At 63.7% G+C, this 21,736-nt stretch carries 21 protein-coding genes; 14 read left to right on the top strand and 7 right to left on the bottom strand.

Annotated features, from left to right (window positions below; translation table 11 throughout):
• Positions 1 to 148: 148 nt before the first annotated feature.
• The 5 genes from ACTQ4R_RS08910 to ACTQ4R_RS08890 all read right to left on the bottom strand — a co-directional run bounded on the left by ACTQ4R_RS08910 (position 149) and on the right by ACTQ4R_RS08890 (position 7,002).
• Positions 149 to 1,042, bottom strand: coding sequence for a dihydrodipicolinate synthase family protein (locus ACTQ4R_RS08910; protein ID WP_441627847.1), 894 nt, complete (start codon positions 1,040 to 1,042; stop codon positions 149 to 151).
• A gap of 282 nt (positions 1,043 to 1,324) precedes the next feature.
• On the bottom strand, positions 1,325 to 3,046 hold the full coding sequence (ilvD, locus tag ACTQ4R_RS08905; RefSeq protein WP_441627845.1) for a dihydroxy-acid dehydratase: 1,722 nt from the start codon (positions 3,044 to 3,046) through the stop codon (positions 1,325 to 1,327).
• Positions 3,047 to 3,191: 145 nt separating this feature from the next.
• The gene (locus tag ACTQ4R_RS08900) at positions 3,192 to 4,625 is read right to left on the bottom strand and encodes a GntP family permease (protein WP_441627843.1); all 1,434 of its coding nucleotides are present in this window, start codon (positions 4,623 to 4,625) and stop codon (positions 3,192 to 3,194) included.
• Positions 4,626 to 5,075: 450 nt separating this feature from the next.
• On the bottom strand, positions 5,076 to 5,915 hold the full coding sequence (locus ACTQ4R_RS08895) for a GDSL-type esterase/lipase family protein (protein WP_441627841.1): 840 nt from the start codon (positions 5,913 to 5,915) through the stop codon (positions 5,076 to 5,078).
• A gap of 169 nt (positions 5,916 to 6,084) precedes the next feature.
• Positions 6,085 to 7,002 (bottom strand): nucleotidyltransferase family protein, encoded by a 918-nt coding sequence (locus ACTQ4R_RS08890; RefSeq protein ID WP_441627839.1) that lies wholly within the window; start codon positions 7,000 to 7,002, stop codon positions 6,085 to 6,087.
• A gap of 158 nt (positions 7,003 to 7,160) precedes the next feature.
• Here ACTQ4R_RS08890 and ACTQ4R_RS08885 point away from each other — a divergent pair, with 158 nt between their 5' ends.
• From ACTQ4R_RS08885 to ribF, 12 genes are all read left to right on the top strand, one after another.
• Positions 7,161 to 7,580 (top strand): Fur family transcriptional regulator, encoded by a 420-nt coding sequence (locus tag ACTQ4R_RS08885; protein WP_441627837.1) that lies wholly within the window; start codon positions 7,161 to 7,163, stop codon positions 7,578 to 7,580.
• Positions 7,567 to 8,277, top strand: coding sequence for a metal ABC transporter ATP-binding protein (locus tag ACTQ4R_RS08880; protein WP_441627835.1), 711 nt, complete (start codon positions 7,567 to 7,569; stop codon positions 8,275 to 8,277). The genes ACTQ4R_RS08885 and ACTQ4R_RS08880 overlap by 14 nt, the downstream gene beginning before the upstream one ends.
• A complete protein-coding gene (locus tag ACTQ4R_RS08875) occupies positions 8,277 to 9,089 on the top strand; it encodes a metal ABC transporter permease (protein WP_441627833.1) in 813 nt (270 codons plus the stop codon). The genes ACTQ4R_RS08880 and ACTQ4R_RS08875 overlap by 1 nt, the downstream gene beginning before the upstream one ends.
• A gap of 222 nt (positions 9,090 to 9,311) precedes the next feature.
• A complete protein-coding gene (rimP, locus tag ACTQ4R_RS08870) occupies positions 9,312 to 9,773 on the top strand; it encodes a ribosome maturation factor RimP (RefSeq protein WP_441627831.1) in 462 nt (153 codons plus the stop codon).
• Positions 9,774 to 9,826: 53 nt separating this feature from the next.
• Positions 9,827 to 10,978, top strand: a complete 1,152-nt coding sequence (gene nusA, locus ACTQ4R_RS08865) for a transcription termination factor NusA (protein ID WP_441627829.1) — start codon at positions 9,827 to 9,829, stop codon at positions 10,976 to 10,978.
• Positions 10,979 to 11,003: 25 nt separating this feature from the next.
• Positions 11,004 to 11,285, top strand: a complete 282-nt coding sequence (rnpM, locus tag ACTQ4R_RS08860) for an RNase P modulator RnpM (protein WP_441627827.1) — start codon at positions 11,004 to 11,006, stop codon at positions 11,283 to 11,285.
• Complete coding sequence (locus tag ACTQ4R_RS08855) at positions 11,272 to 11,895, top strand: L7Ae/L30e/S12e/Gadd45 family ribosomal protein (protein ID WP_441627825.1); 624 nt, start codon at positions 11,272 to 11,274, stop codon at positions 11,893 to 11,895. The genes rnpM and ACTQ4R_RS08855 overlap by 14 nt, the downstream gene beginning before the upstream one ends.
• A 72-nt stretch (positions 11,896 to 11,967) precedes the next feature.
• Entirely contained in the window at positions 11,968 to 14,355 is a 2,388-nt protein-coding gene (gene infB / locus ACTQ4R_RS08850; protein ID WP_441627855.1) for a translation initiation factor IF-2, read from the top strand.
• Positions 14,356 to 14,428: 73 nt separating this feature from the next.
• The gene (gene rbfA / locus ACTQ4R_RS08845) at positions 14,429 to 14,821 is read left to right on the top strand and encodes a 30S ribosome-binding factor RbfA (RefSeq protein WP_441627823.1); all 393 of its coding nucleotides are present in this window, start codon (positions 14,429 to 14,431) and stop codon (positions 14,819 to 14,821) included.
• A 3-nt stretch (positions 14,822 to 14,824) separates the two neighbouring features.
• Positions 14,825 to 15,781: a DHH family phosphoesterase gene (locus tag ACTQ4R_RS08840; protein ID WP_441627821.1), complete on the top strand. Its 957-nt coding sequence runs from the start codon at positions 14,825 to 14,827 to the stop codon at positions 15,779 to 15,781.
• Between the two features lie 8 nt (positions 15,782 to 15,789).
• A complete protein-coding gene (truB, locus tag ACTQ4R_RS08835; protein WP_441627819.1) occupies positions 15,790 to 16,656 on the top strand; it encodes a tRNA pseudouridine(55) synthase TruB in 867 nt (288 codons plus the stop codon).
• Between the two features lie 4 nt (positions 16,657 to 16,660).
• Entirely contained in the window at positions 16,661 to 17,569 is a 909-nt protein-coding gene (gene ribF, locus ACTQ4R_RS08830; RefSeq protein ID WP_441627817.1) for a riboflavin biosynthesis protein RibF, read from the top strand.
• 41 nt (positions 17,570 to 17,610) lie between these two features.
• On the opposite strand, the gene ACTQ4R_RS08825 is transcribed toward ribF, so the two are convergent.
• Both ACTQ4R_RS08825 and ACTQ4R_RS08820 read right to left on the bottom strand, forming a co-directional pair.
• Positions 17,611 to 17,883: a hypothetical protein gene (locus tag ACTQ4R_RS08825; protein ID WP_441627815.1), complete on the bottom strand. Its 273-nt coding sequence runs from the start codon at positions 17,881 to 17,883 to the stop codon at positions 17,611 to 17,613.
• Between the two features lie 72 nt (positions 17,884 to 17,955).
• Positions 17,956 to 19,989: a SpoIIE family protein phosphatase gene (locus tag ACTQ4R_RS08820; protein ID WP_441627813.1), complete on the bottom strand. Its 2,034-nt coding sequence runs from the start codon at positions 19,987 to 19,989 to the stop codon at positions 17,956 to 17,958.
• 173 nt (positions 19,990 to 20,162) lie between these two features.
• Between ACTQ4R_RS08820 and dusB the strand changes: the two genes are divergently transcribed.
• Both dusB and ACTQ4R_RS08810 read left to right on the top strand, forming a co-directional pair.
• Entirely contained in the window at positions 20,163 to 21,131 is a 969-nt protein-coding gene (gene dusB / locus ACTQ4R_RS08815) for a tRNA dihydrouridine synthase DusB (protein ID WP_441627811.1), read from the top strand.
• Positions 21,128 to 21,736, top strand: a complete 609-nt coding sequence (locus tag ACTQ4R_RS08810) for an RNA polymerase sigma factor (RefSeq protein ID WP_441627809.1) — start codon at positions 21,128 to 21,130, stop codon at positions 21,734 to 21,736. The genes dusB and ACTQ4R_RS08810 overlap by 4 nt, the downstream gene beginning before the upstream one ends.

The following is a 21,736-nucleotide window of genomic DNA, read 5'->3' as shown; positions in this document are numbered from 1 at the left end:
CGGAAATGGAATGACTCTGTCCATTTCCTGTTCTCAATTCTATTTCCCCGAATTTGCGCTGAAACCCCGGTTGCTGCCTAATGCACAACCGGGGTTTCTCGACAGGCTGAGGACCCCGCCTAAGCGGGGTCCTTTGCTTCACGCAGGTTTACTGCACACCCTCCCGGCGCAGAAGCTCCAGGATCTTGGCGTCGTCCTCCACGGTGGCGTTGGGCATGGGGAAGGTGCCGACGCTGGTGGACGCGATGCCCCGCAGCTTACAGGCCTCCTTGATGACCGGCAGGAAGGGGCTGCGGACAGCGTACAGGTCCATGAGGCGGTCAATGGTCTGCTGGCCCTTGGCCACGCCGGCCATGTCGTTGTCCCGGAAGGCCTTCACCCAGGCGGCGCAGATCTCGGGCACCACATTGCTCAGCGCGCCGATGCAGCCGTTGCCGCCGGCCAGGACGTTGTGGGCGAAGTTGTCGTCGAAGCCGGAGTAGATCTCAAAGGTGGAAATGTGGGACTTGACCACTTTGATCAGCTCCCGGGTGTGGTCCATGCCGGAGATGGTGTCCTTCATGCCCACGATGTTGGGGTGGATCTTAGCCAGGGCCAGCACAGTCTCGGGGGGAATGGTGTAGCCGGTGTTGTCGGGGAAATTGTAGATGTAGATGTCGCCGTGGATCTGGGCGGCCAGGCGGTCATAGTACTGCAGCAGCGCCTCGGCGCCGAAGTGGAAGTAGTACGGAGGCAGGATCATAACGGCGTCGGCGCCGGCGTCCAGGCAGAAGTTGGAGAAGCTGACGATCTCGTCGGCCACCATGTGGCTGGTGCCGATGATGAGCTTGACCCGGTGGGCCACTGTCTCAATGGCGAACTTCGCCATCTCCCGGCGCTGGTCCATGGGCATGGCAAAGAACTCGGAGCTGCTGCCCTCCACCAGAATACCGTCTACGCCGTTTTCGATCAAGTTGTTGAACAGTTTCTCCTGGCTCACCAGGTCCAGGCTGCCGTCCTCGTTGAACAGGGTGATGGCGGGAGTCAAATATGCTGCGTTCATAATGAGACATCCTCTCTTTCTGTTGGCGGGCTGCGCCCGTTATGATTCCGTATTATGGAATCATTTTCCGAATTTGTTATACACAAAATAAATCGATTGGTCGATTGCGTGTTTAGTATACGCGCTTTTCCGAAAATGTCAAGCAGGGATTTAAAAAAATCGGAAAATTTTTCCCAGTTTGAAGCAGTATCCCGCTCCCGGAGGATTTTTGCAAAAAGGCGGCGCCAGCCCTTTCGGGCCGGCGCCGTCTTGAAGCCCGGTGAAAAACACCCGGCGGAGTCATTATTCCAGGCCGGCGCCCTTCATGGCGGAGAGGGCGTGGTCGGTGTAGAGCTTGTAGAAGCCCTTGCGGGGCTCCCGGGGCAGGATGCCCGCCTTAGCCCGCTCCTCCAGAACCTTGGTGGCCTCCTCCACGGAGCAGGGCACGCCGTGGATGCCGGTCAGGTTGATGGTGCGGTTTTCAACGCTGTAAGAGATCAAGTCGCCGTCCTCAATGAAGGCGATGGGGCCGCCGGCAGCCGCCTCGGGGCTGACATGGCCGATGGCTGCGCCGCGGGTGGCGCCGGAGAAGCGGCCGTCGGTGATGAGGGCCACGGAGCCGTTGATGCGCTCGTCGCAGACGATGGCCTCGGTGGTCATCAGCATCTCGGGCATGCCGCAGCCGCGGGGGCCCTCGTAGCGGATGATGACCACATCGCCGGGGTTGATCTGGTTGTTCACCACGGCGGCGTGGGCGTCTTCCTCGTGGTTGAAGACGCGGGCGTTGGCATTGACCACCTCCCGCTGCTCCATGGCGCAGGCGGAGTACTTCAAAACGCTGCCCTCGGGAGCGATGTTGCCCTTCAAAATGGCCACGGAGCCCTTTTCGGGAGCCTTTTCCACAGGGAAGATCACCTGGTCCCGGGTCAAGCCGTAGTTGGCCAGATACCCCAGGTTGCGGTCGAACCAGTTGTCCTTCTGCAGGTCCTCCAGGTTCTCGCCCAGGGTCTTGCCGGTGACGGTCATCACGTCCAGGTCCAGCATGTCCCGCAGCATCCACTGCACCATGGGCACGCCGCCGGCGAACCAGAAGGACTCGGTCAGATGCTGGCCGGAGGGATTGATGTTGCCCAGGTGGGGCACCTGGTGGTTGATCTCGTCGAACAGCTCGATGGGCAGGTCATAGCCCAGCTCCCGGGCGATGGAGGGCAGGTGGATGGTGGCGTTGGTGGAGCCGCCGATGGCGCTGTGGACGATGATGGCGTTGCGGAAGGCGGCGGGCGTCATGATCTTGCTGGGGGTGATGTCCTTTTCCACCAGATCCATGATCTTGCGGCCGGCATAGCGGGCATACTGGAGGATGTCCCGCATGGTGGCGGGGCACAGGGCCGCGCCGGGCAGGGTCAGGCCCAGGGCCTCGGCCATGCACTGCATGGTGGAGGCGGTGCCCAGGAAGGTACAGGCGCCCACGGAGGGGCAGCCGGTGAGCTTGTAATCCCGGACCTCCTGGTCGGTGATGGCGTCCTTGCGCTTCTGGCGCAGGGAGATGTCGCCGGCCACCAGGGAGGTGGTCTGGTTAGGGCCGGGCCGCATGGAGCCGCCGGGCATGAAGATGGTGGGCAGGTCCATGCGGGCAGCCGCCTTCAAGTGGGCGGGGATGGACTTATCGCAGCTGGAGGAGAGGATAATGCCGTCCCAGGGCACCGCGGAGGCGTGGACCTCCACCATGTTGGCGATGGCTTCCCGGGAGGCCAGCACCACGTTCATGCCGTCATGGCCCTGGGCGCAGCCGTCGCAGATGTCGGTGGCATAGTACTTGGCAGGCTTTCCGCCCTTTTCATACACGCCGTAGACCGCCTGCTCCGTCAGCTGGTTGAGGTGATAGCTGCCGGGATGGGAATCACCGTAGACGCTCTCGATCATGATCTGAGGGCGGGTGATGTCCTGGTCATCCCAGCCGGTGCCCATTTCCAAGGCATCGAACTGCGCCCACAAAAGGCGCTCTTTCACACTTTTCTGGTTCATAGAAGTTCTCCTTATTTGAAAAATCCGGTTGTGAACACACAATGACAAACGGCCTGCCGCCTGCTGGAACAGCAAGCAGCAGGCCGTTTTCATACGAACAGAGCTTCCGCACTGCGTCAGTGGCAATTACCACCGCCGGTTCATTTTAGAACAGGCCCACAGCGCTGGCGATGCAGACCAGGACGAAGCAGAACACACCGGCCACAAAGTCAGGCAGCGTGATGTACTTCAAGCCCTGCTTCAGATCCAGGTTGAAGAAGCGGCTGATGACCCAGAAACCAGAGTTGTTGACATGGTTGAAGATCATGGTGCCGGCACCGATGGCCAGGACGGTGGCAACGGGGGTCAAGCCCAGGGTGGCCATCATGGGGCCAACCACGCCGGCGGCGGTCATGCCGCCAGTGGTCATGGAGCCCACAGCGGTGAACATAATGGCGCCGATCAGGAAGGGGATCAGCAGGCCGGGAACGCCGGACTTTTCGATGAGGCCGGCCAGGTCGTTGATGGCGGGAGCAGCCTTGATGACAGCCGCGAAGGCGCCGCCCATGCCGGTGATGAGCAGAGCGGGCAGAGCCACATTCAGACCGCGGACGATCCAGCTGTCCAGCACGACCTCACGGAAGTTGGCGGGGTCCTTGCCGGAGACGTCCTTGTTGCTCTTGCGGACGGAAGCCTTGTGGAAGGAAGCCAGGATCATGGTGTAGATGACGCCCAGGCCCAGAGCCACGATCTTGTCGCCGAAGATGTTGGCCCAGCCATAGAGGGCGGACTCCTCGGACACGCCCATCTTCAAGAAGGAGCTGCCGGCGATCAGCACGACGGGGATCAGAATGGTCAAGAAGGAGGCGAAGGTGCCGGGCAGGTCCTCACCGGAGATGAGGATGTCCTTGACGTCGTTGGAGGAGGTCTCCTCGATCTCGGCAACGACCTCGGGCACAGGCTCAATGAACTCCTTGTCGGTCCACTTGCGCAGGACGATCCAGGTCAGCAGGAAGCCGATGATGGAGATGACCACGCCCCAGCCGATGACCAGGCCCAGGTCAGCGCCCAGCAGGATGGAGACAGCCAGGATGCCGGGGGTGGGGGGCACCATGGCGTGGGTCAGGTTCAGGCCGGTCTGGGTGAAAGCGGCCATCTTGCCCATGGAGATGTGCTTGCGCTTAGAAAGAACGTTGGCGATGTTGGAGGTCAGAATGGTGGTGATGTCACCGAACACGGGGATGGACACGATGTAGGCGGTCAGAGCGGGGGCCAGCTCCAGGTTCTTGCCGCGGAACAGCTTGATGAAGAAGTTGGCGATGACCTTGGCCGCGCCGGTGTCCTGCACACCCATGGCCAGGATAGCGCCCAGCATAATGGGGATGCCCATGCTGCCCAGGGTGCCGCCGAAGCCGGAGGCGATCTTACTCAGAACCTCGGTGAAGGTGAAGCCCTCGGGCTCAAATACGCCCATGACCAGGCCCATGACCAGGGCAGCGACGAACAGAGAGAACGTGGGGTGCAGTTTGATCTTCATGATCAGAACCATCAGCAAAACGATGGAAAGGACCAGAAGAATCAGGAATCCAATTGCAGACATTTCAATAACTCCCTTTCCTTTTACTCTTTCGGACAGCTTGTCCGGGCCCCGCATGCGCATGTGCGGGATTTCCGGTCTCCGCCGGGGCAGGTCTCCGATACTGCGCTGTTATCGGCGCTTTTTCCTTCACTTTTGGAAAATTCCGCTGGTTGGAACTTGTTTCCATTTTTTATGTGAAAGGAAGTTCCCATGCTTTGAATGATCCGCCTCTCTATTTTCCGCTATGCGGAATATTATTCCAAAATAAGTGAGACGAATAATTCCGACGCATCGGAATTGTGTTTTCAGTATACGGTTCTCTTACCAAATTGTCAAGCAGATGTCAAAAAACAACGTTTTTTTGTAGTTTTGTACGAAGCCAATTCTTCCAAATTGTTAAAAAAGCAACACAACCGGCCTCCGGGCAGCTTCTCCCGGAGGCCGGTTCAGATATTTACTTGTGCAATCCGCTCAAGAAACGGCATGGGTCTTTAGGTAATCCAGCCACTCTTTGCAGCCGGCAGTATTCAAATGAATGCCGTCGGTGGTCAGCTCCGGCCGGAGGCAGCCGTCCTCGCCGGTGACCGCCTCCCCCACGTTCAGATAGGGGCACTCCTTTTCCAGCGCCAGCTCTTCCAGGATGGTATTGTAGGCCTGGATACGGCCGTTGTTCACGTAGCTGCCCTTGGCCTCCTGGACGGCACTCACCGGCAGGATGGACTGAATGACCACCTCCGCGTCGGGATGGTCCGCCCGGACGCGGTCGATGACTTTGCCGTATTGGTCGTGAAACGCCTCGCTCTTGGGCCAGCCCAGCTCGTTGGCCCCCAGCATGATGTACACCTTGCCGCACTCCAGCTCCGCCAGGGCGTCCAACATGGGCACCTTGCCAGCTTCCGTCTCCTGGGTGGGCTTGGAGAACACGGACTCCACCGTGGCGCCCACGGCGTACAGGTACGTTCCTTCCTCCAGTCCGCTGTACAGGTAAAAGCCCTCGGTCCGGGAATCCCCCAGGAACACCGCGTCGGCAAAGTAGTCATCCTCCACAGGCTCACTCTCCGGCACCAGCATGGTAGCGGGCTTTGCCGGCTCCTCCGATGCCGGCGGTTCCTCCGGCTCGGCAGGCGGCGCAGGCTCCAGCACCCGGGCCCGGACGGGCTCCTGTGCTGTTGGAGCTTCCGCGGAAGCCCCGTCCCGCGGCACGGCGGAGGCCGGCGGATCGCCGGACAGCAGCACCGCCAGAACGCTCAGCAGCGCCGCCGTCCCCAACAGGCGCCGCCCCCTGAGTCCCCGTTTTTTCGTTCCCTTCATAGGCCTTTCCTCCGAATGTTCTTCTTATATTTATTAGACGATATCCGGCGAAAAAAGTCGATACAAAACATCAAAAAATCGGTATCAAATTATGACAAAATCTCCAGCCTGTCCCTGCCCGGAGGCAAAACAGCCGCCCGCGGTCTTTGCCGCGGGCGGCCACTGTCCTTTATTGCCGGAGGCTTCCGGGATACGTTCCGTTTTCGTGGAGCTTGCGCAGCTCCTCCGCCACGACCGCCCGGTCCTCTTGATAGGTCATGCCGAACCACTTGTCCGCGGAGTGCAGCACGGAGACCTCCAGCCGCCCCTCCCGCATCAAATCGTCCACCATCACCGGCAGCAAGCACTCCGACTTGATGTTCCTGCCGCCCTCGCCTCTCAAAAAGCGTTCAAAATAAGCCCGCAGCTCCGGGAAAATGCTGGGCATGAAGCCCCAGTAATTCATGGACACCACACTGTCCGGGTCCAGGGGCACATCCTCCGCCAGGTCCCGCAGGGACCCGTCGGGATAGAGCTGGATCTTCAGCGTCTCCTTGACGGAGCGCAGCATGCCGTCCTCCACCGCGCACACGCCCCGGGACACGGTACCGTGAAGGCTGGCGGTGTTTTTCAGCAGATACCCCACCATGGTGGCCTTTCCGCTCTCCGGCAGCGCCTGCAGCGCCCGGTACATGGTCCGATAGGCGTCCAGGCCGTAGTAATCGTCGGCGTTGATGACGCAGCAGGGCTCCCGGACCACGCTTTCCGCGCACAAAAGGGCGTGCACCGTGCCGAAGGGCTTTGTCCGCTCCGGCGGGACCGTGTAAAAATCCGGAAGGGAGGAAAAATCCTGAAAGGCGTAGGCGACCTCCACCGGCGAGCCGTCATTGGCGGTTTTTCCTGCCAGGTAATCCCCACACAGGCGGTGCATCATCTCCTCCATCTCGGGCTTGATGATGAACACCACCTTGTTGAAGCCAGCCCGGATGGCGTCATAAATGGAATACTCCATCAAGATCTCATTGTGGGGCCCGATCCCGTCCACTTGCTTGTTGCCGCCGTAGCGGGAGCCCAGGCCCGCCGCCATGATGACCAGTGAGACTTTCATTTGTTTACTCCCGTTATCCTGTTGCGCGCCGTTGCACAACTGTAATGTTCTGTGTTAATTATACTCCAATTTCCTGAATTTTGCAACCGCTCTTGACTTTTTTTACAGTCCGTCTATAATATGAGAACGATAATCATTTTCATTTTTGGAGGCGTATTATGCCCTATACGACGAAACAGCAGCAGGCTGTGCTCCGCTGCCTGGAGCTGCGGCGGGAGGAGTCCCTCTCCGCTGCCGACCTGGCAGAGGACCTGCGGCAGATGGGCTGTCCCGTAGGCCTTGCCACCATTTACCGCCAGCTGGAAAAGCTCTCCGCCGCCGGCCAGGTCCACAAGATCAACACCGCCGAAGGGGCCTTTTACCAGCTGTGCGGCCACACGGACCAGGACCACCGGGACTGCTTTTTGCTCAAGTGCAGCCGCTGCGGCCGCATCCGCCACCTGGACTGCTCCCATCTCCAGGCCCTGTATGACCATCTGGAAAAGGACCACCACTTCCGCATCGACCCCCGGGGCACGCTGTTCACCGGGGTGTGTGACCTCTGCGCGAGAGAGGAGGACAGCCATGGAAGCACCTGAATTGCTGGCCTGCCGGGACGTGTCCCTGGGCTACGAGGGCCAGAGCGTGCTGACCCATCTGGACCTCACCATCCGGGAGGGAGATTACCTGTGCATCGTGGGCGACAACGGCTCCGGCAAATCCACCCTGCTGCGGGGCCTTCTGGGCCTGCTGCCGCCCCAGAGCGGCGAGATCTGGCGCTCCCCGGAGCTCCGTCGGGGCAACCTGGGGTATCTGCCCCAGCAGACCCAGGCCCAGCGGGACTTTCCCGCCACCGTGTACGAGGTGGTGCTCTCCGGCTGCCTCAACCAAAAGGGCATGCACTTTTTCTACTCCCCCGCCCAAAAGTCCGCCGCCCTTATGAACATGGGCAAGCTGGGGGTGCTGGAGCTGAAGGACCAGTGCTACCGGGACCTCTCCGGCGGCCAGCAGCAGCGGGTGCTGCTGGCCCGGGCACTGTGCGCCGCCAGCAAGCTCCTCATCCTGGACGAGCCCATCACCGGATTGGACCCGGCGGCGGCCCAGGACCTTTACAAGCTGCTGTCCTACCTCAACCGCAAAGAGGGCATGGCCATCGTCATGGTGACCCACGACTTAAAAGCCGCCCTGCAAAGCGCCCGCACGGTACTGCACATCGGCCGCAGCAGCTATTTCTGCGGCTCCGTGGCGGAGTATCTGGCCTCCCCCCAGGGACGGCGCTTCCGGGAGGTGGAGTGATGGACCTCATGCAGATGTTTTCCTATCCCTTCATGCAGCGGGCCCTCATCGCCGGCGTGCTGGTGAGCCTGTGCGCCGCCCTGCTGGGGGTATCCCTGGTGCTGAAGCGGTACTCCATGATCGGCGACGGCCTCAGCCACGTGTCCTTCGGCGCCCTGGCCATCGCCGTGGCCCTGGAGATGACGCCTTTGTACTTCTCCATCCCCGTGGTGGTCCTGGCTGCCTTCTTCCTGCTGCGGATGGCCAGCCATCCCCGCTGGAACAGCGACGCCGCCATTGCCGTCATGAGCGCCTCCTCCCTGGCTATCGGCATCATCGTCATCTCCCGCACCACCGGCATGACCACGGACGTGGACAACTACATGTTCGGCAGCGTCCTGGCCATGACCCGGGAGGACGTGGCGCTGTCCGCGGTCCTTTGCATCGCGGTGCTGGTGCTGTTCATCCTGTTTTACCACAAGCTCTTCGCCGTCACCTTTGACGAAAACTTCTCCCGGGCCACCGGCATGAAGGTGGAGCGGTACAACACCCTGCTGGCCGTTCTCACGGCACTGACCATCGTGCTGGGCATGCGGATGATGGGCGCCATGCTCATCTCCTCCCTAATCATTTTCCCGGCCTTGACGGCCATGCACCTGTTCAAGAGCTTCCGGGGCGTGGTGGTCTGCTCCGCCGTGACCTCCGTGGCCTGCTTCTGCGCCGGCCTCACCGCCTCCTTTGTCCTGTCCACGCCGGTGGGCGCCTCCGTGGTGGCGGCCAACCTGGGTCTGTTCCTGCTGTCGTGTCTGGCGGCCGCTCTGCGCCGCCGCTGATTTCCCGCCCGGATATGCGAAAATCCGCATATCCGGGCCTGCTTTTGCGCAGTATATGGAAGAAAAAACAGTCAAAAGGGGTTGCGCTTTTTCCGCAGCTGTGGTATGGTGTGTATGTTAGAAGTGTAAGGTATGTGGAGTGGGCCCAGGGTCCGCTCTTTTTGTTGGCCTTTTTGGCCCAGGCAATTTTTCCAAAAACTGTAAATTGGAGGGAAACTTCCCATGAAAAAGATCACGGAACTGACCGCGGAGCTGGCAGCTCCCGCTATTGCGGAGCAGGGCTGCACCCTGTGGGACGTGGAATATGTGAAGGAGGCCGGCACCTGGTATCTGCGCATCCTCATCGACAAGGAAGGCGGCGTAGACATTCTGGACTGCGAGGCCATCTCCCGGAAGGTCAGCGACCTTCTGGACGAGGCGGACCCCATTGAGGGCAGCTACACCCTGGAAGTGGGCTCCGCCGGCGCCGAGCGGGCGCTGAAGCGCCCCGGCGATTTCGCCCGTTTTCTGGGCAGCCCCGTGCTGGTGAAGCTGTACCGCGCGCTGGACGGCCGCAAGGAGTTCGCCGGTACCCTGTCCGCTTATGATGAGGCCAGCGGCGACGTCACCGTCACCGTGGGCAAGGCTGACATGACCTTCCCCAAGAAGGATGTGGCCCTGGTCCGCCTGCGGGTGGAATTTTAATTGGTTCACGCATCGTTTGAAAAAGACGTATCAAGATAAAAGGAGAATCACCAATGAAAGGTAAAAAGCAAAAGGAGCCCGTTGGCTTCAACCCCTCTGAGATCTTTGCCGCCCTGGCCCTGCTGGAAAAGGAGCGGGGCATCCCCCAGAGCTTCATGCTGGATAAGATCATCCAGGCCCTGACCACCGCCTACAAGCGGGACCACGACGGCGTGGAAAACGTCATCGTGGACGTGGATGTGGAGCATCAGACCTTGAAGATGTTCGTCCAGAAGAACGTGGTGGCGGAAGAGGACTATGTGGACCCCGACAACGAGATGCCGGTGGAGGAGGCCAAGCACATCTCCGCCAAGTACGAGGTAGGCGACATCATCAACCTCCCCGTGGACAACGTGGAGTTCGGCCGCATCGCCGCCGGCAACGGCAAGCAGGTCATCATCCAGGGCCTGCGGGAGGCCGAGCGGGGCATGGTGTACGACGAGTTCAACTCCAAGCAGCACGAGATCCTCACCGGCGTGGTCACCCGCATCGACCCCCGCAACGGCAACGTGAGCCTGCGCATCGGCACCGGCAGCGAGTCCACCGAGGCGCTGCTGATGGCCGGCGAGCAGGTCCCCGGCGAGGAGCTCACCGAGGGCATGCACGTGAAGGTGTACGTGGTGGAGGTCCGCCGCAGCACCCGCGGTCCCCAGGTGCTCATCTCCCGGACCCATCCGGGCCTGGTCAAGCGCCTGTTTGAGCTGGAAGTCCCCGAGATCTACGACGGCACCGTGGAGGTCCGCTCCATCGCCCGGGAGGCTGGCAGCCGCACCAAGATGGCCGTGTGGTCCAACGACGAGAACGTGGACCCCATCGGCGCCTGCGTGGGCCCCAAGGGCCAGCGGGTCGGCAGCATCGTGGAGGAGCTGCGGGGCGAGAAGATCGACATCATCAAGTACAGCGAGGACCCCGCCCAGTTCATCGCCGCCGCCCTGGCCCCCGCCGACGTGGTGGACGTTTGGATGGCCGACGAGGGCAAGGCCTGCCGCTGCGTGGTGCCGGACGACCAGCTGTCCCTGGCCATCGGCAAGGAGGGCCAGAACGCCCGCCTGGCCGCCCGCCTCACCGGCTACAAGATCGACATCAAGCCCCAGAGCTACAAGGACCCCGAGGAGGGTGTGGACGAGGACAACGTGGAGATCCTGGACGATCCCGCCGGCGTTTGACCCGGCCAGAAAGGCGGTCTGACAAATGCCAAAGCCGAAAAAGATCCCCCAGCGGCAGTGTGTGGGCTGCCGTGAGATGAAAGATAAAAAATCCCTGCTCCGGGTGGTGAAGTCCCCGGAGGGCGAGGTCTCCCTGGACTTCGGCGGCAAGAAGCCCGGCCGCGGCGCCTATGTGTGCCACGACGTGGCGTGCTTGCGGAAGGCCCGGAAGTCCCGGGCCCTGGAGCGGGCCTTCGAGACAGCCATTCCCGAGGCGGTGTACGACGCCATGGAGGCGGAGCTGGGAGGTGCGGATGGACAGTCATAACATTCTCTCCCTCCTGGGCCTTGCCCTGCGGGGCGGCAACCTGGCCGTCGGCGAGGAGCCGGTGGAGGCCGTTGCCCGCGCTCGGGACGCCCGGGTGCTGCTGCTGGCCTCTGACGCCGCGCCCAACACCCGCCGCCGCACGGAGCATTTCGCCCAGGCCGGCCAGTGCCTGTGGCTCCAGCTCCCCTTTACCAAGGCGGAGCTGGGCAAGGCCGTGGGCCGCTCCTCCGCCGCCATCGTGGCGGTGACGGACATCGGCCTTGCCAACGCGGTGGTCCGCCGTCTGGCGGACCTGGACCCGGAGCGCTATGACGAAGCCGCCGCCAAGCTGGAGCTGAAGGCCAAGCGGGCGGCGGAGCGCCGCGCCGAGCAGGCGGCTCACGAGAAAAACCTCCGCCAGGGCAAACGCAGGCCCAAGGAGGTCCCCTCCCGCCCGGCAGCCCCCGAAAAAGCCGATGCCCCGGCCCAGCGGCCCAAGGCCGCCGGTTCCCGGAAGCCCTCCGGGCCCTCCCGGGGAAACCGTCCCAAAGCAAGGGCGGCGGTAAATCCCTACGCCCACAGCCGCCCTGTGAAAAAGGGCAAGGGCTCCTTCCGCAAAAAGGAGTCTTGACCTGCCTTCCACGGCAGTCACTTGTGAAAAATCTTCCCAGCCCTCGGGTTGGAACATAACGAGGTGTTACGATTGGGTATTGAGAAATACAGAGTGCACGAGGTGGCCAAGGATTTCGGTCTGCCCACCAAAGCCATCACGGAGATCCTGACCAAATACGTGGCCGCTCCCAAGAACCACATGCAGGTCCTGTCGGACCACGAGCTGTCTGTGATCTTTGACTATCTGACCCAGCACAACCAGGTGGCCAACATCCAGGTCATCTACGCCGACGCCTACCAGGAAAAGGCGAAGGAGGCCCCCAAGGCCGCCGCGCAGGCAAAGCCTGCGCCCCAGCAGGCTTCCCAGGCGAAGTCCGCCCAGCAGCCCGCCCGCCAGGGCGGTCAGGGCGCTCCCGCCAAGCAGGCCGCGCCCCAGCAGCAGAGCGCGCAGGCAAAGCCCGCCCAGCAGCCGGTGCAGCAGCCCACCACCCGCGTTCCCCAGAAGAAGATCGTGGACACCCGCAAGGGCGGCGACGTGAACCTGGCCAAGTACGATGAGCGCCTGGAGGACCTGGGCGGCGAGCGCGGTGAGCGGATGCAGCAAAAGGGCGGCAAGGAGAAGTTCCGCAACAGCAACCAGCGCCGGGGCAACATGACCTTCTCCAACAAGCGCAAGCAGGACGAGGCCGAGCGGATGCGCAAGCTCCAGTTGGAGATCGCCAAGAAGGCTCCTTTGAAGGTCCAGATCCCCGACGAGATCAGCGTGGGCGAGCTGGCCAGCCGCATGAAAAAGACCGGCGCCGAGGTAGTCAAGTGCCTCATGAAAAACGGCGTCATGGCCTCTCTCAGCCAGATCATCGACTTCGACACCGCCGCCATCATCGCCGAGGAGTTGGGCTGCAAGGTGGAGAAGGAAGTGGTGGTCACCATTGAGGAAAAGCTCATCGACGACCACGAGGATAAGCCGGAGGACCTGGTGCCCCGGGCGCCCGTCGTCGTTGTCATGGGCCACGTGGACCACGGCAAGACCTCCCTGCTGGACGCCGTGCGGAACACCAACGTGGCAGCCGGCGAGGCCGGCGGCATCACCCAGCACATCGGCGCCTACCAGGTGCAGGTGAACGGCAAGCCCATCACCTTCCTGGACACCCCGGGCCACGAGGCGTTCACCTCCATGCGTGCCCGCGGCGCCATGATCACCGACATCGCCATTTTGATGGTAGCCGCCGACGACGGCATCATGCCCCAGACCGTGGAGTCCATCAACCACGCCAAGGCCGCCAACATCCCCATCATCGTGGCCGTCAACAAGATCGACAAGGAAAACGCCAACCCCGACCGCGTCATGCAGCAGCTGACGGAATACGGCCTGGTGCCCGAGGAGTGGGGCGGCGAGACCATCGTCTGCAAGATCTCCGCCAAGAAGAACATCGGCATCGACAACCTGCTGGAAAACCTGGTGCTGCTGGCTGAGATCCAGGAGCTGAAGGCCAATCCCAACCGCGCCGGCCAGGGCACCGTCATCGAAGCCCGCCTGGACAAGGGCCGCGGCCCCGTGGCGACACTGCTGGTCCAGAACGGCACGCTGAAGCAGGGCGACATCATCATCGCCGGCACCGCCGTGGGCCGTGTCCGCACCATGACCGACTACAAGGGCAACCGCCTGACCCAGGCCGGCCCCTCCGTGCCTGTGGAGATCGCCGGCCTTTCCGAGGCTCCCTCCGCCGGCAGCCCCTTCTTCGCCGTGGCGGATGAGCGCATGGCCCGGGAGCTGGTGGAGCAGCGCAAGGCCGAGGAGAAAGCCAAGGCCGCCGCGCCGGTGCAGAAGGTTTCCCTGGAGAACCTGTTCGACCAGATCCAGGCCGGCGAGCGCAAGGAGCTGGCCCTCATCGTCAAGGCCGACGTCCAGGGCTCCGTGGAGGCGGTGAAGGCCTCCTTGGAGAAGCTCTCCAACGACGAGGTCAACGTCCGCGTCATCCACGGCGGCGTGGGCGCCATCAACGAATCCGACGTCATGCTGGCCGCCTCCTCCAACGCCATCATCGTGGGCTTCAACGTCCGGCCCGACGCCGCCGCCCGTGACGGCGCGGCGCGGCAGAACGTGGATATGCGGATGTACCGGGTCATTTACGACTGCATCGACGAGATCGAGGCTGCCATGAAGGGTATGCTGGCTCCCAAGTACCGGGAGGTGGTCCTGGGCCACGCGGAGGTCCGCCAGACCTACAAGGTCTCCGGCGTGGGCACCATCGCCGGCTGCTATGTGCTGGACGGCAAGATCGTCCGTGCCTGCTCCGTCCGGGTGGTCCGGGACGGCATCGTCATCCACGAGGGCAGCCTGGCCTCCTTGAAGCGGTTCAAGGACGACGCCAAGGAGGTCGTCCAGCGCTTTGAGTGCGGTCTGACCGTTGAGAAGTTCAATGATATCAAAGAAGGAGATATTATTGAGGGCTTCACCATGGAGGAGATCCCCCAGTAACGCAAATACTAACCGGGGCGGCGACCGCGTCGCCGTCTCGGTTCTTTTTTACCTTTAGAAAGGAGGCCCATTCATGCCCAGCAATCGAATCGGCCGTATCAATGAAGAGATCCAGCGGGAGCTGAGCGATCAGTTCCGCCGTTTGAAAGACCCCCGTGTCTCCTCCGGCATGGTGTCCGTCATCCGGGTGGACACCACCGGCGACCTGCGCTATGCCCGGGTGTACGTCAGCGCTCTGGACAAGAGCCAGGAAAAGGAGGTCCTCAAGGGCCTCAAGTCCGCCTCCGGCTTTTTGCGCCGGGAGCTGGGCCGGGCTCTGCAGCTGCGCTACACCCCGGAGCTGCAGTTCATCGCCGACGACTCTATTCAGCACGGCGCCCATATTCTGGAGGTGCTGCGGGACCCCAGCAGGGTCAAGCCCGTCAACCCCGACAATGACGCCGTTCTGCCGGATGAGGAGGCGTGAGGCATGCTGACCGTTTCCGAGACTGCCGCTCTTCTGCGGAGCTTTGACAATGTGCTCATTTTGACCCACGTCCGCCCCGACGGCGACACCGTGGGCTGCGCCGCCGCCCTGTGCGCCGGATTGCGGGCCCTGGGCAAAACGGCCTATCTCCTGCCCAACCCGGAGCTGACCGACACCACCGCCCCCTATTTCCGCCCCTATGAGGCGCCGGCGGACTTTCTGCCGGACAAGGTGGTGTCCACGGACATAGCCACGTTGGGCCTGCTGCCGGAAAACGCCAAGCGCTACGCCGGCCGCATCGACCTGGCCATCGACCACCACCCCTCCTTTGAGCACTTCGGCGCGGCCAATATCGTCCGGCCGGAGGCGGCGGCCTGCGGCGAGCTGATGTACAGCATCCTGGCCCATCTGGGCCCCATCACGGCGGAGATGGCACTGCCGCTGTATGTGGCGGTGTCCACGGACACCGGCTGCTTCGCCTACGGCAACACCACCGCCAACACCCACGCCGTGGCGGCGGCCCTCATGTCCACCGGCATCGACTACCATACCGTCAACAAGGTGTTTTTCCGCACCAAGAGCCGCAAGCGCATGCAGCTGGAGGGCGCCATGCTCTCCACAGCGGAGTTTTACGACCGGGACCGGGTGGCGGTGCTGTCCGTGCCCATCTCTTTGATGGAAAAAGTGGGCGCCACGGAGAGCGACGCCGAGGACCTCTCCGCCCTGGGCGGCCAGATCGAGGGGGTGGACTGCGCCATCACCATGCGGGAGCTGCGTCCGGACGTGTGGAAAATGTCCGTCCGCACCGGCGCGCGCATCAACGCCACGCAAATGTGCGGGCTGTTAGGCGGCGGCGGCCACGCGGCAGCCGCCGGCTGCACGGTGGAGGCTCCCTGGGCTGAGGCCAAGCGCCAGATCCTGGCGGCAGCGGCCCAGACGGCACCGGATTACGAAAGCTGAGGTGCCCTATGCCCAACGGCATCCTCATCATTGATAAGCCCTCCGGTTGGACTTCCATGGACGTGTGCGCCAAGATTCGGGGCATCCTCCACGAAAAGCGGGTGGGCCACGGCGGCACCCTGGACCCCATGGCCACCGGCGTGCTGCCGGTGTTTGTGGGACAGGCCACCCGCGCCGTGGAATTCGCGGAAAACAGCCGGAAGGAATATGTGGCCGGGCTGCGGCTGGGCCAGGTGACCAACACCCAGGATACCTCCGGCGAGGTTTTGGAGACCCGGCCTGTCAGCGTTTCCCGGGAGGAGGTGGAGGCCGCCATGGCCCGTTTCCTGGGAGACATCCAGCAGATCCCCCCCATGTACTCCGCCATCAAGATCAACGGCCAGAAGCTCTGCGACCTGGCCCGGAAGGGCCGGGAGGTGGCCCGGAAGCCCCGGAGCATTACCATCTATGAGCTGGAGCTTTTGGAGCAGGTCAGTGAAACGGATTATACCTTCCGCTGCGTCTGCTCCAAGGGCACCTATGTCCGCACCCTCTGTCACGACATCGGCAGCGCCTTAGGCTGCGGCGGCACGATGTACGCCCTGCGCCGCACCATGGCCGCCGGATACACCCTGGCCCAGGCCGTCACCTTGGAGGATGTGCAGGCCAGGGGTGAGGAGCTGCTGCTGCCCGGGGACAGCCTCTTTGCGGAATATCCTGTCCTGCCGCTGCGGTCGGCAGGGCAGGAAAAGCGGGTCCGCAATGGCGGCGCCATTACGGACAGCGCCTTGCCCGACGGCACCTACCGGGTCTACGGCAGAAACGGAGACTTTTTGTGCCTCTCCCGTGCCGAACGCGGCACGCTGACATCCATCAAGAATTTCTTTGGAGCGTAACGCCATGTCCAGTAAAGAAAAAGTCATTGCTCTGGGTTTCTTTGACGGCGTCCACCTGGGCCATGCCGCCCTGCTGCGGCGGACCGTGGAGGAGGCCGCCGCCCGGGGCGCCACCCCGGCGGTATTCACCTTTGACCGGGTGCCCAAGGAAGTGCTTACCGGCATTCCCTGCCCTCTCATCAACTCCCCGGAGGACCGGAAGGACCTGGTTCGCCGGCTGTACGGCATCCGGGACGTCATCATGGTCCCCTTTGACGACGAGATGCGGACCACCGCCTGGGACGATTTCGTGACGGAGATCCTGGTGGGTCGCTATCACGCCGTCCACCTGGTGGCGGGACACGACCACCACTTCGGCCACAAAAACCAGGGCTCTCCGGAGCTGCTGGTGGAAAAGTGCGCGGAGCTGGGTCTTGGCTGTGACATCATCCCCAAGGTGGAGGTAGGCGGCATCACCGTCAGCTCCACCTACATCCGCCGCCTGGTGGAGCTGGGCCAGATCAGCCGGGCCAACCGCTTTTTAGGCCACCCCCACACTCTGACAGGCGCTGTCCGCCACGGGCGGGGCATCGGCTCCTCCCGGCTGTATCCCACCGCCAACCTGGTCATCCCGCCCCATGTGCTGGTGCCCAGCCACGGCGTGTATGTGACCCGGGTCACCCTGCCGGACGGCACCGTCTGCCCCGCTGTCACCAACGTGGGCACCCGGCCCACGGTGAACAACGGCGCCGACGTCACCGTGGAGGCCTGCCTGCTGGATTTTGAGGGGGACCTGTACGGCAAAACGCTGCGGCTGGAGTTTTTCGAGCACCTGCGGGACGAGGTCCGCTTTGACACCCTGGACGCCCTGAAGGCCCAGATCGCCGCCGACGCGGAGGCCACCCGGCGGTATTTCGCATCATCCGGTCTTTAAGCCCATCAAAAAAGGCAGACGCTTCCGCGTCTGCCTTTTCCTTATACCAGCGATGCCAGCATCCACACAAGGCCGATGCCGCCGGCGCCGATGAGGGTATACACCGCCGGCGTCAGCTCCCGCCAGGCCCGGCTGAACCGGCCGTGGTCTCCGCCGGCGTAATTCCGGGCCACCCGCTTTGCCTCCTCCACCAGGGCCTGGGCGGTGACGCCCTCCCCCGCCGCGTCGTTCCGCACGATGAAGATCGCCTGCTCAAAGTACCGCTGATCCGGGGAGTCCACCACGACCACCCGTCTGGAAATGCCTTTCACCATCCGCTTCACGCCTCCTGTATCCACAGTTTGATGGTTCCATTTTGTCTCAGCGCAAGCAATTTTATACCGCCGCTACACGCTTTTTCCATGAGGCCCCGGCAGGTAGAGCACCTGGATGCCGCAGTCGTCCTGCAGCCCCTCCCGGCGGATGCTCTCCCGGAGGATGAGACCCGCCAGTTCCTGAGGGTCGTCCCCCTCCCAGCCGGCCAGCAGGTCCTGGAGCCACTCGTCCCGCCCCGGGTCCGCTACACCGTCGCTGACCATGACGGCAAAGCTCCCCGGCGCCAGGGTGGCCCGGGTCACGTCCGGAGACGCCGGCGTGCCCCGTAGTCCCACCGGCAGCGTCCCGCCGGTGATGCGGCGGACGGTGCCGCCCTTTTTCACATAGCTGGGGGCGGCGCCGAACTTGTAAAAGGCCGCCTCTCCGGTCTCTGTCCGGCAGGTGATGAGGTCCACGGTGGTGAAGCTGCCGGTCTCCGCCCCCCGCAGGGCCATGGCGGCGTTCAGCGTCTTGAGGGCCGCCTCCGGCTCAATGCCCGCCTCCAGGAACTGCCGCAGCAGCCGGCAGGTGAGAGCGGACTCCTTCCGGGCCCCCTCGCCGCTGCCCATGCCGTCCGCCAGCAGCAGACACAAAAGCCCTCCCTCCGTTCGGAAGGACATCACCGTGTCCCCGCAGACACTCTCCCCCTCCTTGGGCCGCAGGGCCGCGCCGATGCGGCTCTCCGCCGCGGCCGCCGAGGCCGGGACAGCCTCACCCAGTCCCGCGGCGGTGGCTGTCAGCAGGTCGCTGAGCTGGGCATACTGCCCCTGGGCGCTGCGGCGTGTCTCCTCCAGCTGCCGCCGGTACTGCCGCCGCAGCAAAAAGGCCGACAGCTCCCCGTTAATGGCCGCCAGGAAGTCCTGCAGGTGGATGCAGCGGTCCGCGAAATAGGCGGGAAAATCCTTGGCCATGGCCCGTCCCCGCTCCAGGAGGTAGGGCGTGGCGTCGTTGAGGGCGTTGAAGGTGCCTGTGTACTCCCGCTGCCAGCAAAGGTCGCACAGGGCACAGCCCCGGCACACCTTCTCCGCCGCCCGGTCAAAGACGATGGCCGGGTTTTCCTCCGTGGAGGGGCCGGGTCCCCGGCCCATGCTGTCGTACAGGTCTCGCAGGGCCGCGGCGGTGCGGTTCAGCTGGGCGCGGAGCCGTTCCCGGCCGCCGCTGTCCGCCGCCGGCGCGCGCAGCACCCGCTTGCCGTCAAACAGCTTACCCGGCAGCATCCAAAATACCCCCGTGCCGAACACCGCCTCCAGCAGCAGCGGCGCCGCCAGCGCATGGTGCACCGGCAGCAGCGCCGCGAACACCCCCGTCAGATACCACAGCGCGGCGCGGCTCCGCCGCCCGCCGCTGCGGCCCGCCAGAAGCCCGCCCAGGCCGTAAGCCCCGCCGAAGAGCACCCCGCCGGAGGCGGTGCACACATCCGTCATGAGCCCGATCCCCAGGCCTGCCGCCGTGCCGGCGGTACTGCCCCGCTGGCAGGCGGTATACAGCAGCAGCGTATTCAAAAGCGCCCGGCCCAAGGAGAGTTCTCCCACCGTCACATCCGCCAGAGCCAGCAGCAGTGCCGCCCCCAGAAGCAGCAGGCTGTCCGGCTCCAGCCGCTCCCGCTCCTGGGCCAGCAGGGGCTGGAAATACCAGGTGGAAAGCCCCGTCAGCACCGCAGCCGCGGCACAGGGGGCCGCGTGGTCCGCGGGGGACAGGGACTGGATGACGTAAATACTCCCCACCGCCAGAAAAAGCCCCGCCGCTGTCAGGGCCACGGTCCGCCGCTTTGTCAGCAGGCAGCTGCCCCGGAACGCCTGGGCGGCGGTGAACAGCAGCACCGCAGCCGCCATGTGGGGCAGGGCCTGGGAAAAGCGCAGGAACAGCACCGTCCCCAACGCGGTCCCCGCCAGCGCCGCCGCGCCCAAGGGGCCTGCTCCCGCCGCCGCCACACAGCCCAGGGCAAAGGGCGCGTAGCCCCCCGGCGCCTGGCTGGCGGTGAGGGCCGCCGCCAGAAAAAAACGGATGCCCATGGCCAGCAGCCGCCGTCGCTGCTCCTGTCCCAATACGATCTGACCGTGCCCCACAGCCTGTCCCTCCCGGAATTGTGATTTTCCATTATTTTACAGCTCTCTCCGGGAAAATCCCGTCGGGAAAAGGCTTCGGGAAACACGCTCTTTCCCGCCGGCGGCTGGCGGTGGACTTTTTTTCTTTCATGTGGTATGCTAAGTTGAGATTTTATTGAGAAAGAGGCTTTCCCATGCGTATTGGAACTGTGGAAATCAACTCCCGCCTGGCGCTGGCGCCCATGGCCGGGGTCACGGACGTGGCCTTCCGGCAGATCTGCGCGGAGCTGGGCGCGGGCTATACCGTCACGGAGCTGATCTCTTCCAAGGCTCTGTGCTACCACGACAAAAAGACCCTTTCCCTGCTGCAGCAATTTCCCGGGGAGCACCCCGCCGCCGTGCAGATCTTCGGCAGCGACCCCGCCTGCATGGCGGAGGCCGCCCAGATCGCCCTGGAGCACACCGGCGCGGACATCATCGACATCAACATGGGCTGCCCCATGGGAAAGATCGTCAACAACGGCGACGGCGCGGCGCTGATGAAGGACCCGGACAAGGCCGGCCGCATCGTGGAGGCGGTGGTGAAGGCGGTATCTGTCCCCGTCACCGCCAAGTTCCGCCGGGGCTGGGACATGGGCAGCTGCAACTGTGTGGAGTTCGCCCGGACCCTGGAAGCCGCCGGTGTTTCCGCCGTGGCGGTCCACGGCCGCACCCGTGCCCAGGTGTACGGCGGCACGGCGGACTGGAACTGCATCCGGTCTGTGAAGGAGGCGGTGTCCGTCCCCGTCATCGCCAACGGCGACATCTGGAAGCCTGAGGACGCCGTCCGCATCCTGCAGCACACGAAGGCGGACATGGCCATGATCGGCCGGGGGTGCTTCGGCAACCCATGGCTGTTCCAGCAGGCCAAGGCCGCCCTGGAGGGGGCGCCTGTCCCCCCTCTGCCGCCCCTTGCCCAGCGGTGCGACACCGCCGTCCGCCAGTTTGAGCTGGCAGCCCGGGCCAAGGGCGAGCGGGTGGCGGTGCTGGAGGCCCGGCGGCACTACTGCTGGTATCTCAAGGGTGTGCCCCACTCCGGCTACTATAAGGAAAAGATCGTGCAGATGAACACACTGGAAGACGTATATCAGGTGACGAAAGGGATCAAAAGGGATCTGGTATGATGGAAAAACAAGAGCAGCAATGGGTGGAGGCCGCCCGGCAGGGGGACCAGTCCGCCTTTGAGCAGCTGGTGCACCTGTACGAAAAGCGGGTGCTGGCCCTCACCACCCGCATGTGTAAAAACCCCGCGGACGCCGAGGAGGCGGCCCAGGAGGCATTTCTCTCCGCCTGGCAGGGACTTCCCTTTTTCCGGGGAGACGCCAGCTTTTCCACCTGGCTGTACCGGCTGGCCTCCAACGCCTGCGTGGACCTGCTGCGGCGGGAGGGGCGCCGCCAAAGCGCCGCCGGCCCCTCCCTCAACGACGAGGAGGTCCAGCTGGAGGTGCCGGACACCGCCCCCTCCCCCCAGGAGCAGGCGGAACGCTCTGAGCTGCGGCAGCAGATCGAAGCGGGGCTGCAGGCCCTGACGCCGGACCACCGGCAGGTGCTCCTCCTCCGGGAGATGCACCAGCTGAGCTATGACGAGATCGCCCAGACCCTGGACGTGGATGTGGGCACGGTGAAATCCCGCATCAACCGGGGACGGAAGCAGCTGCGAAACTTTTTGCTGCGCAGCGGGAACTTTTCACCGCCTCCTGCGTCCAAAGAAGCAGGAAAGGAGGGCTGA

The organism is Dysosmobacter sp. Sow4_B12 (assembly GCF_052116665.1).
Classification (GTDB): domain Bacteria; phylum Bacillota; class Clostridia; order Oscillospirales; family Oscillospiraceae; genus Oscillibacter.
The sequence above is the reverse complement of the archived record's forward strand: the minus strand, read 5'-3'. Positions and strand labels throughout refer to the sequence as shown.

What these genes read in the sequence shown, in the direction of transcription:
- ACTQ4R_RS08910 (WP_441627847.1), bottom strand. Translation starts at nt 1,042, where the DNA reads ATGAACGCAGCATATTTGACTCCCGCCATCACCCTGTTCAACGAGGAC.
- ilvD (WP_441627845.1), bottom strand. Translation starts at nt 3,046, where the DNA reads ATGAACCAGAAAAGTGTGAAAGAGCGCCTTTTGTGGGCGCAGTTCGAT.
- ACTQ4R_RS08900 (WP_441627843.1), bottom strand. Translation starts at nt 4,625, where the DNA reads ATGTCTGCAATTGGATTCCTGATTCTTCTGGTCCTTTCCATCGTTTTG.
- ACTQ4R_RS08895 (WP_441627841.1), bottom strand. Translation starts at nt 5,915, where the DNA reads ATGAAGGGAACGAAAAAACGGGGACTCAGGGGGCGGCGCCTGTTGGGG.
- ACTQ4R_RS08890 (WP_441627839.1), bottom strand. Translation starts at nt 7,002, where the DNA reads ATGAAAGTCTCACTGGTCATCATGGCGGCGGGCCTGGGCTCCCGCTAC.
- ACTQ4R_RS08885 (WP_441627837.1), top strand. Translation starts at nt 7,161, where the DNA reads ATGCCCTATACGACGAAACAGCAGCAGGCTGTGCTCCGCTGCCTGGAG.
- ACTQ4R_RS08880 (WP_441627835.1), top strand. Translation starts at nt 7,567, where the DNA reads ATGGAAGCACCTGAATTGCTGGCCTGCCGGGACGTGTCCCTGGGCTAC.
- ACTQ4R_RS08875 (WP_441627833.1), top strand. Translation starts at nt 8,277, where the DNA reads ATGGACCTCATGCAGATGTTTTCCTATCCCTTCATGCAGCGGGCCCTC.
- rimP (WP_441627831.1), top strand. Translation starts at nt 9,312, where the DNA reads ATGAAAAAGATCACGGAACTGACCGCGGAGCTGGCAGCTCCCGCTATT.
- nusA (WP_441627829.1), top strand. Translation starts at nt 9,827, where the DNA reads ATGAAAGGTAAAAAGCAAAAGGAGCCCGTTGGCTTCAACCCCTCTGAG.
- rnpM (WP_441627827.1), top strand. Translation starts at nt 11,004, where the DNA reads ATGCCAAAGCCGAAAAAGATCCCCCAGCGGCAGTGTGTGGGCTGCCGT.
- ACTQ4R_RS08855 (WP_441627825.1), top strand. Translation starts at nt 11,272, where the DNA reads ATGGACAGTCATAACATTCTCTCCCTCCTGGGCCTTGCCCTGCGGGGC.
- rbfA (WP_441627823.1), top strand. Translation starts at nt 14,429, where the DNA reads ATGCCCAGCAATCGAATCGGCCGTATCAATGAAGAGATCCAGCGGGAG.
- ACTQ4R_RS08840 (WP_441627821.1), top strand. Translation starts at nt 14,825, where the DNA reads ATGCTGACCGTTTCCGAGACTGCCGCTCTTCTGCGGAGCTTTGACAAT.
- truB (WP_441627819.1), top strand. Translation starts at nt 15,790, where the DNA reads ATGCCCAACGGCATCCTCATCATTGATAAGCCCTCCGGTTGGACTTCC.
- ribF (WP_441627817.1), top strand. Translation starts at nt 16,661, where the DNA reads ATGTCCAGTAAAGAAAAAGTCATTGCTCTGGGTTTCTTTGACGGCGTC.
- ACTQ4R_RS08825 (WP_441627815.1), bottom strand. Translation starts at nt 17,883, where the DNA reads ATGGTGAAAGGCATTTCCAGACGGGTGGTCGTGGTGGACTCCCCGGAT.
- dusB (WP_441627811.1), top strand. Translation starts at nt 20,163, where the DNA reads ATGCGTATTGGAACTGTGGAAATCAACTCCCGCCTGGCGCTGGCGCCC.
- ACTQ4R_RS08810 (WP_441627809.1), top strand. Translation starts at nt 21,128, where the DNA reads ATGATGGAAAAACAAGAGCAGCAATGGGTGGAGGCCGCCCGGCAGGGG.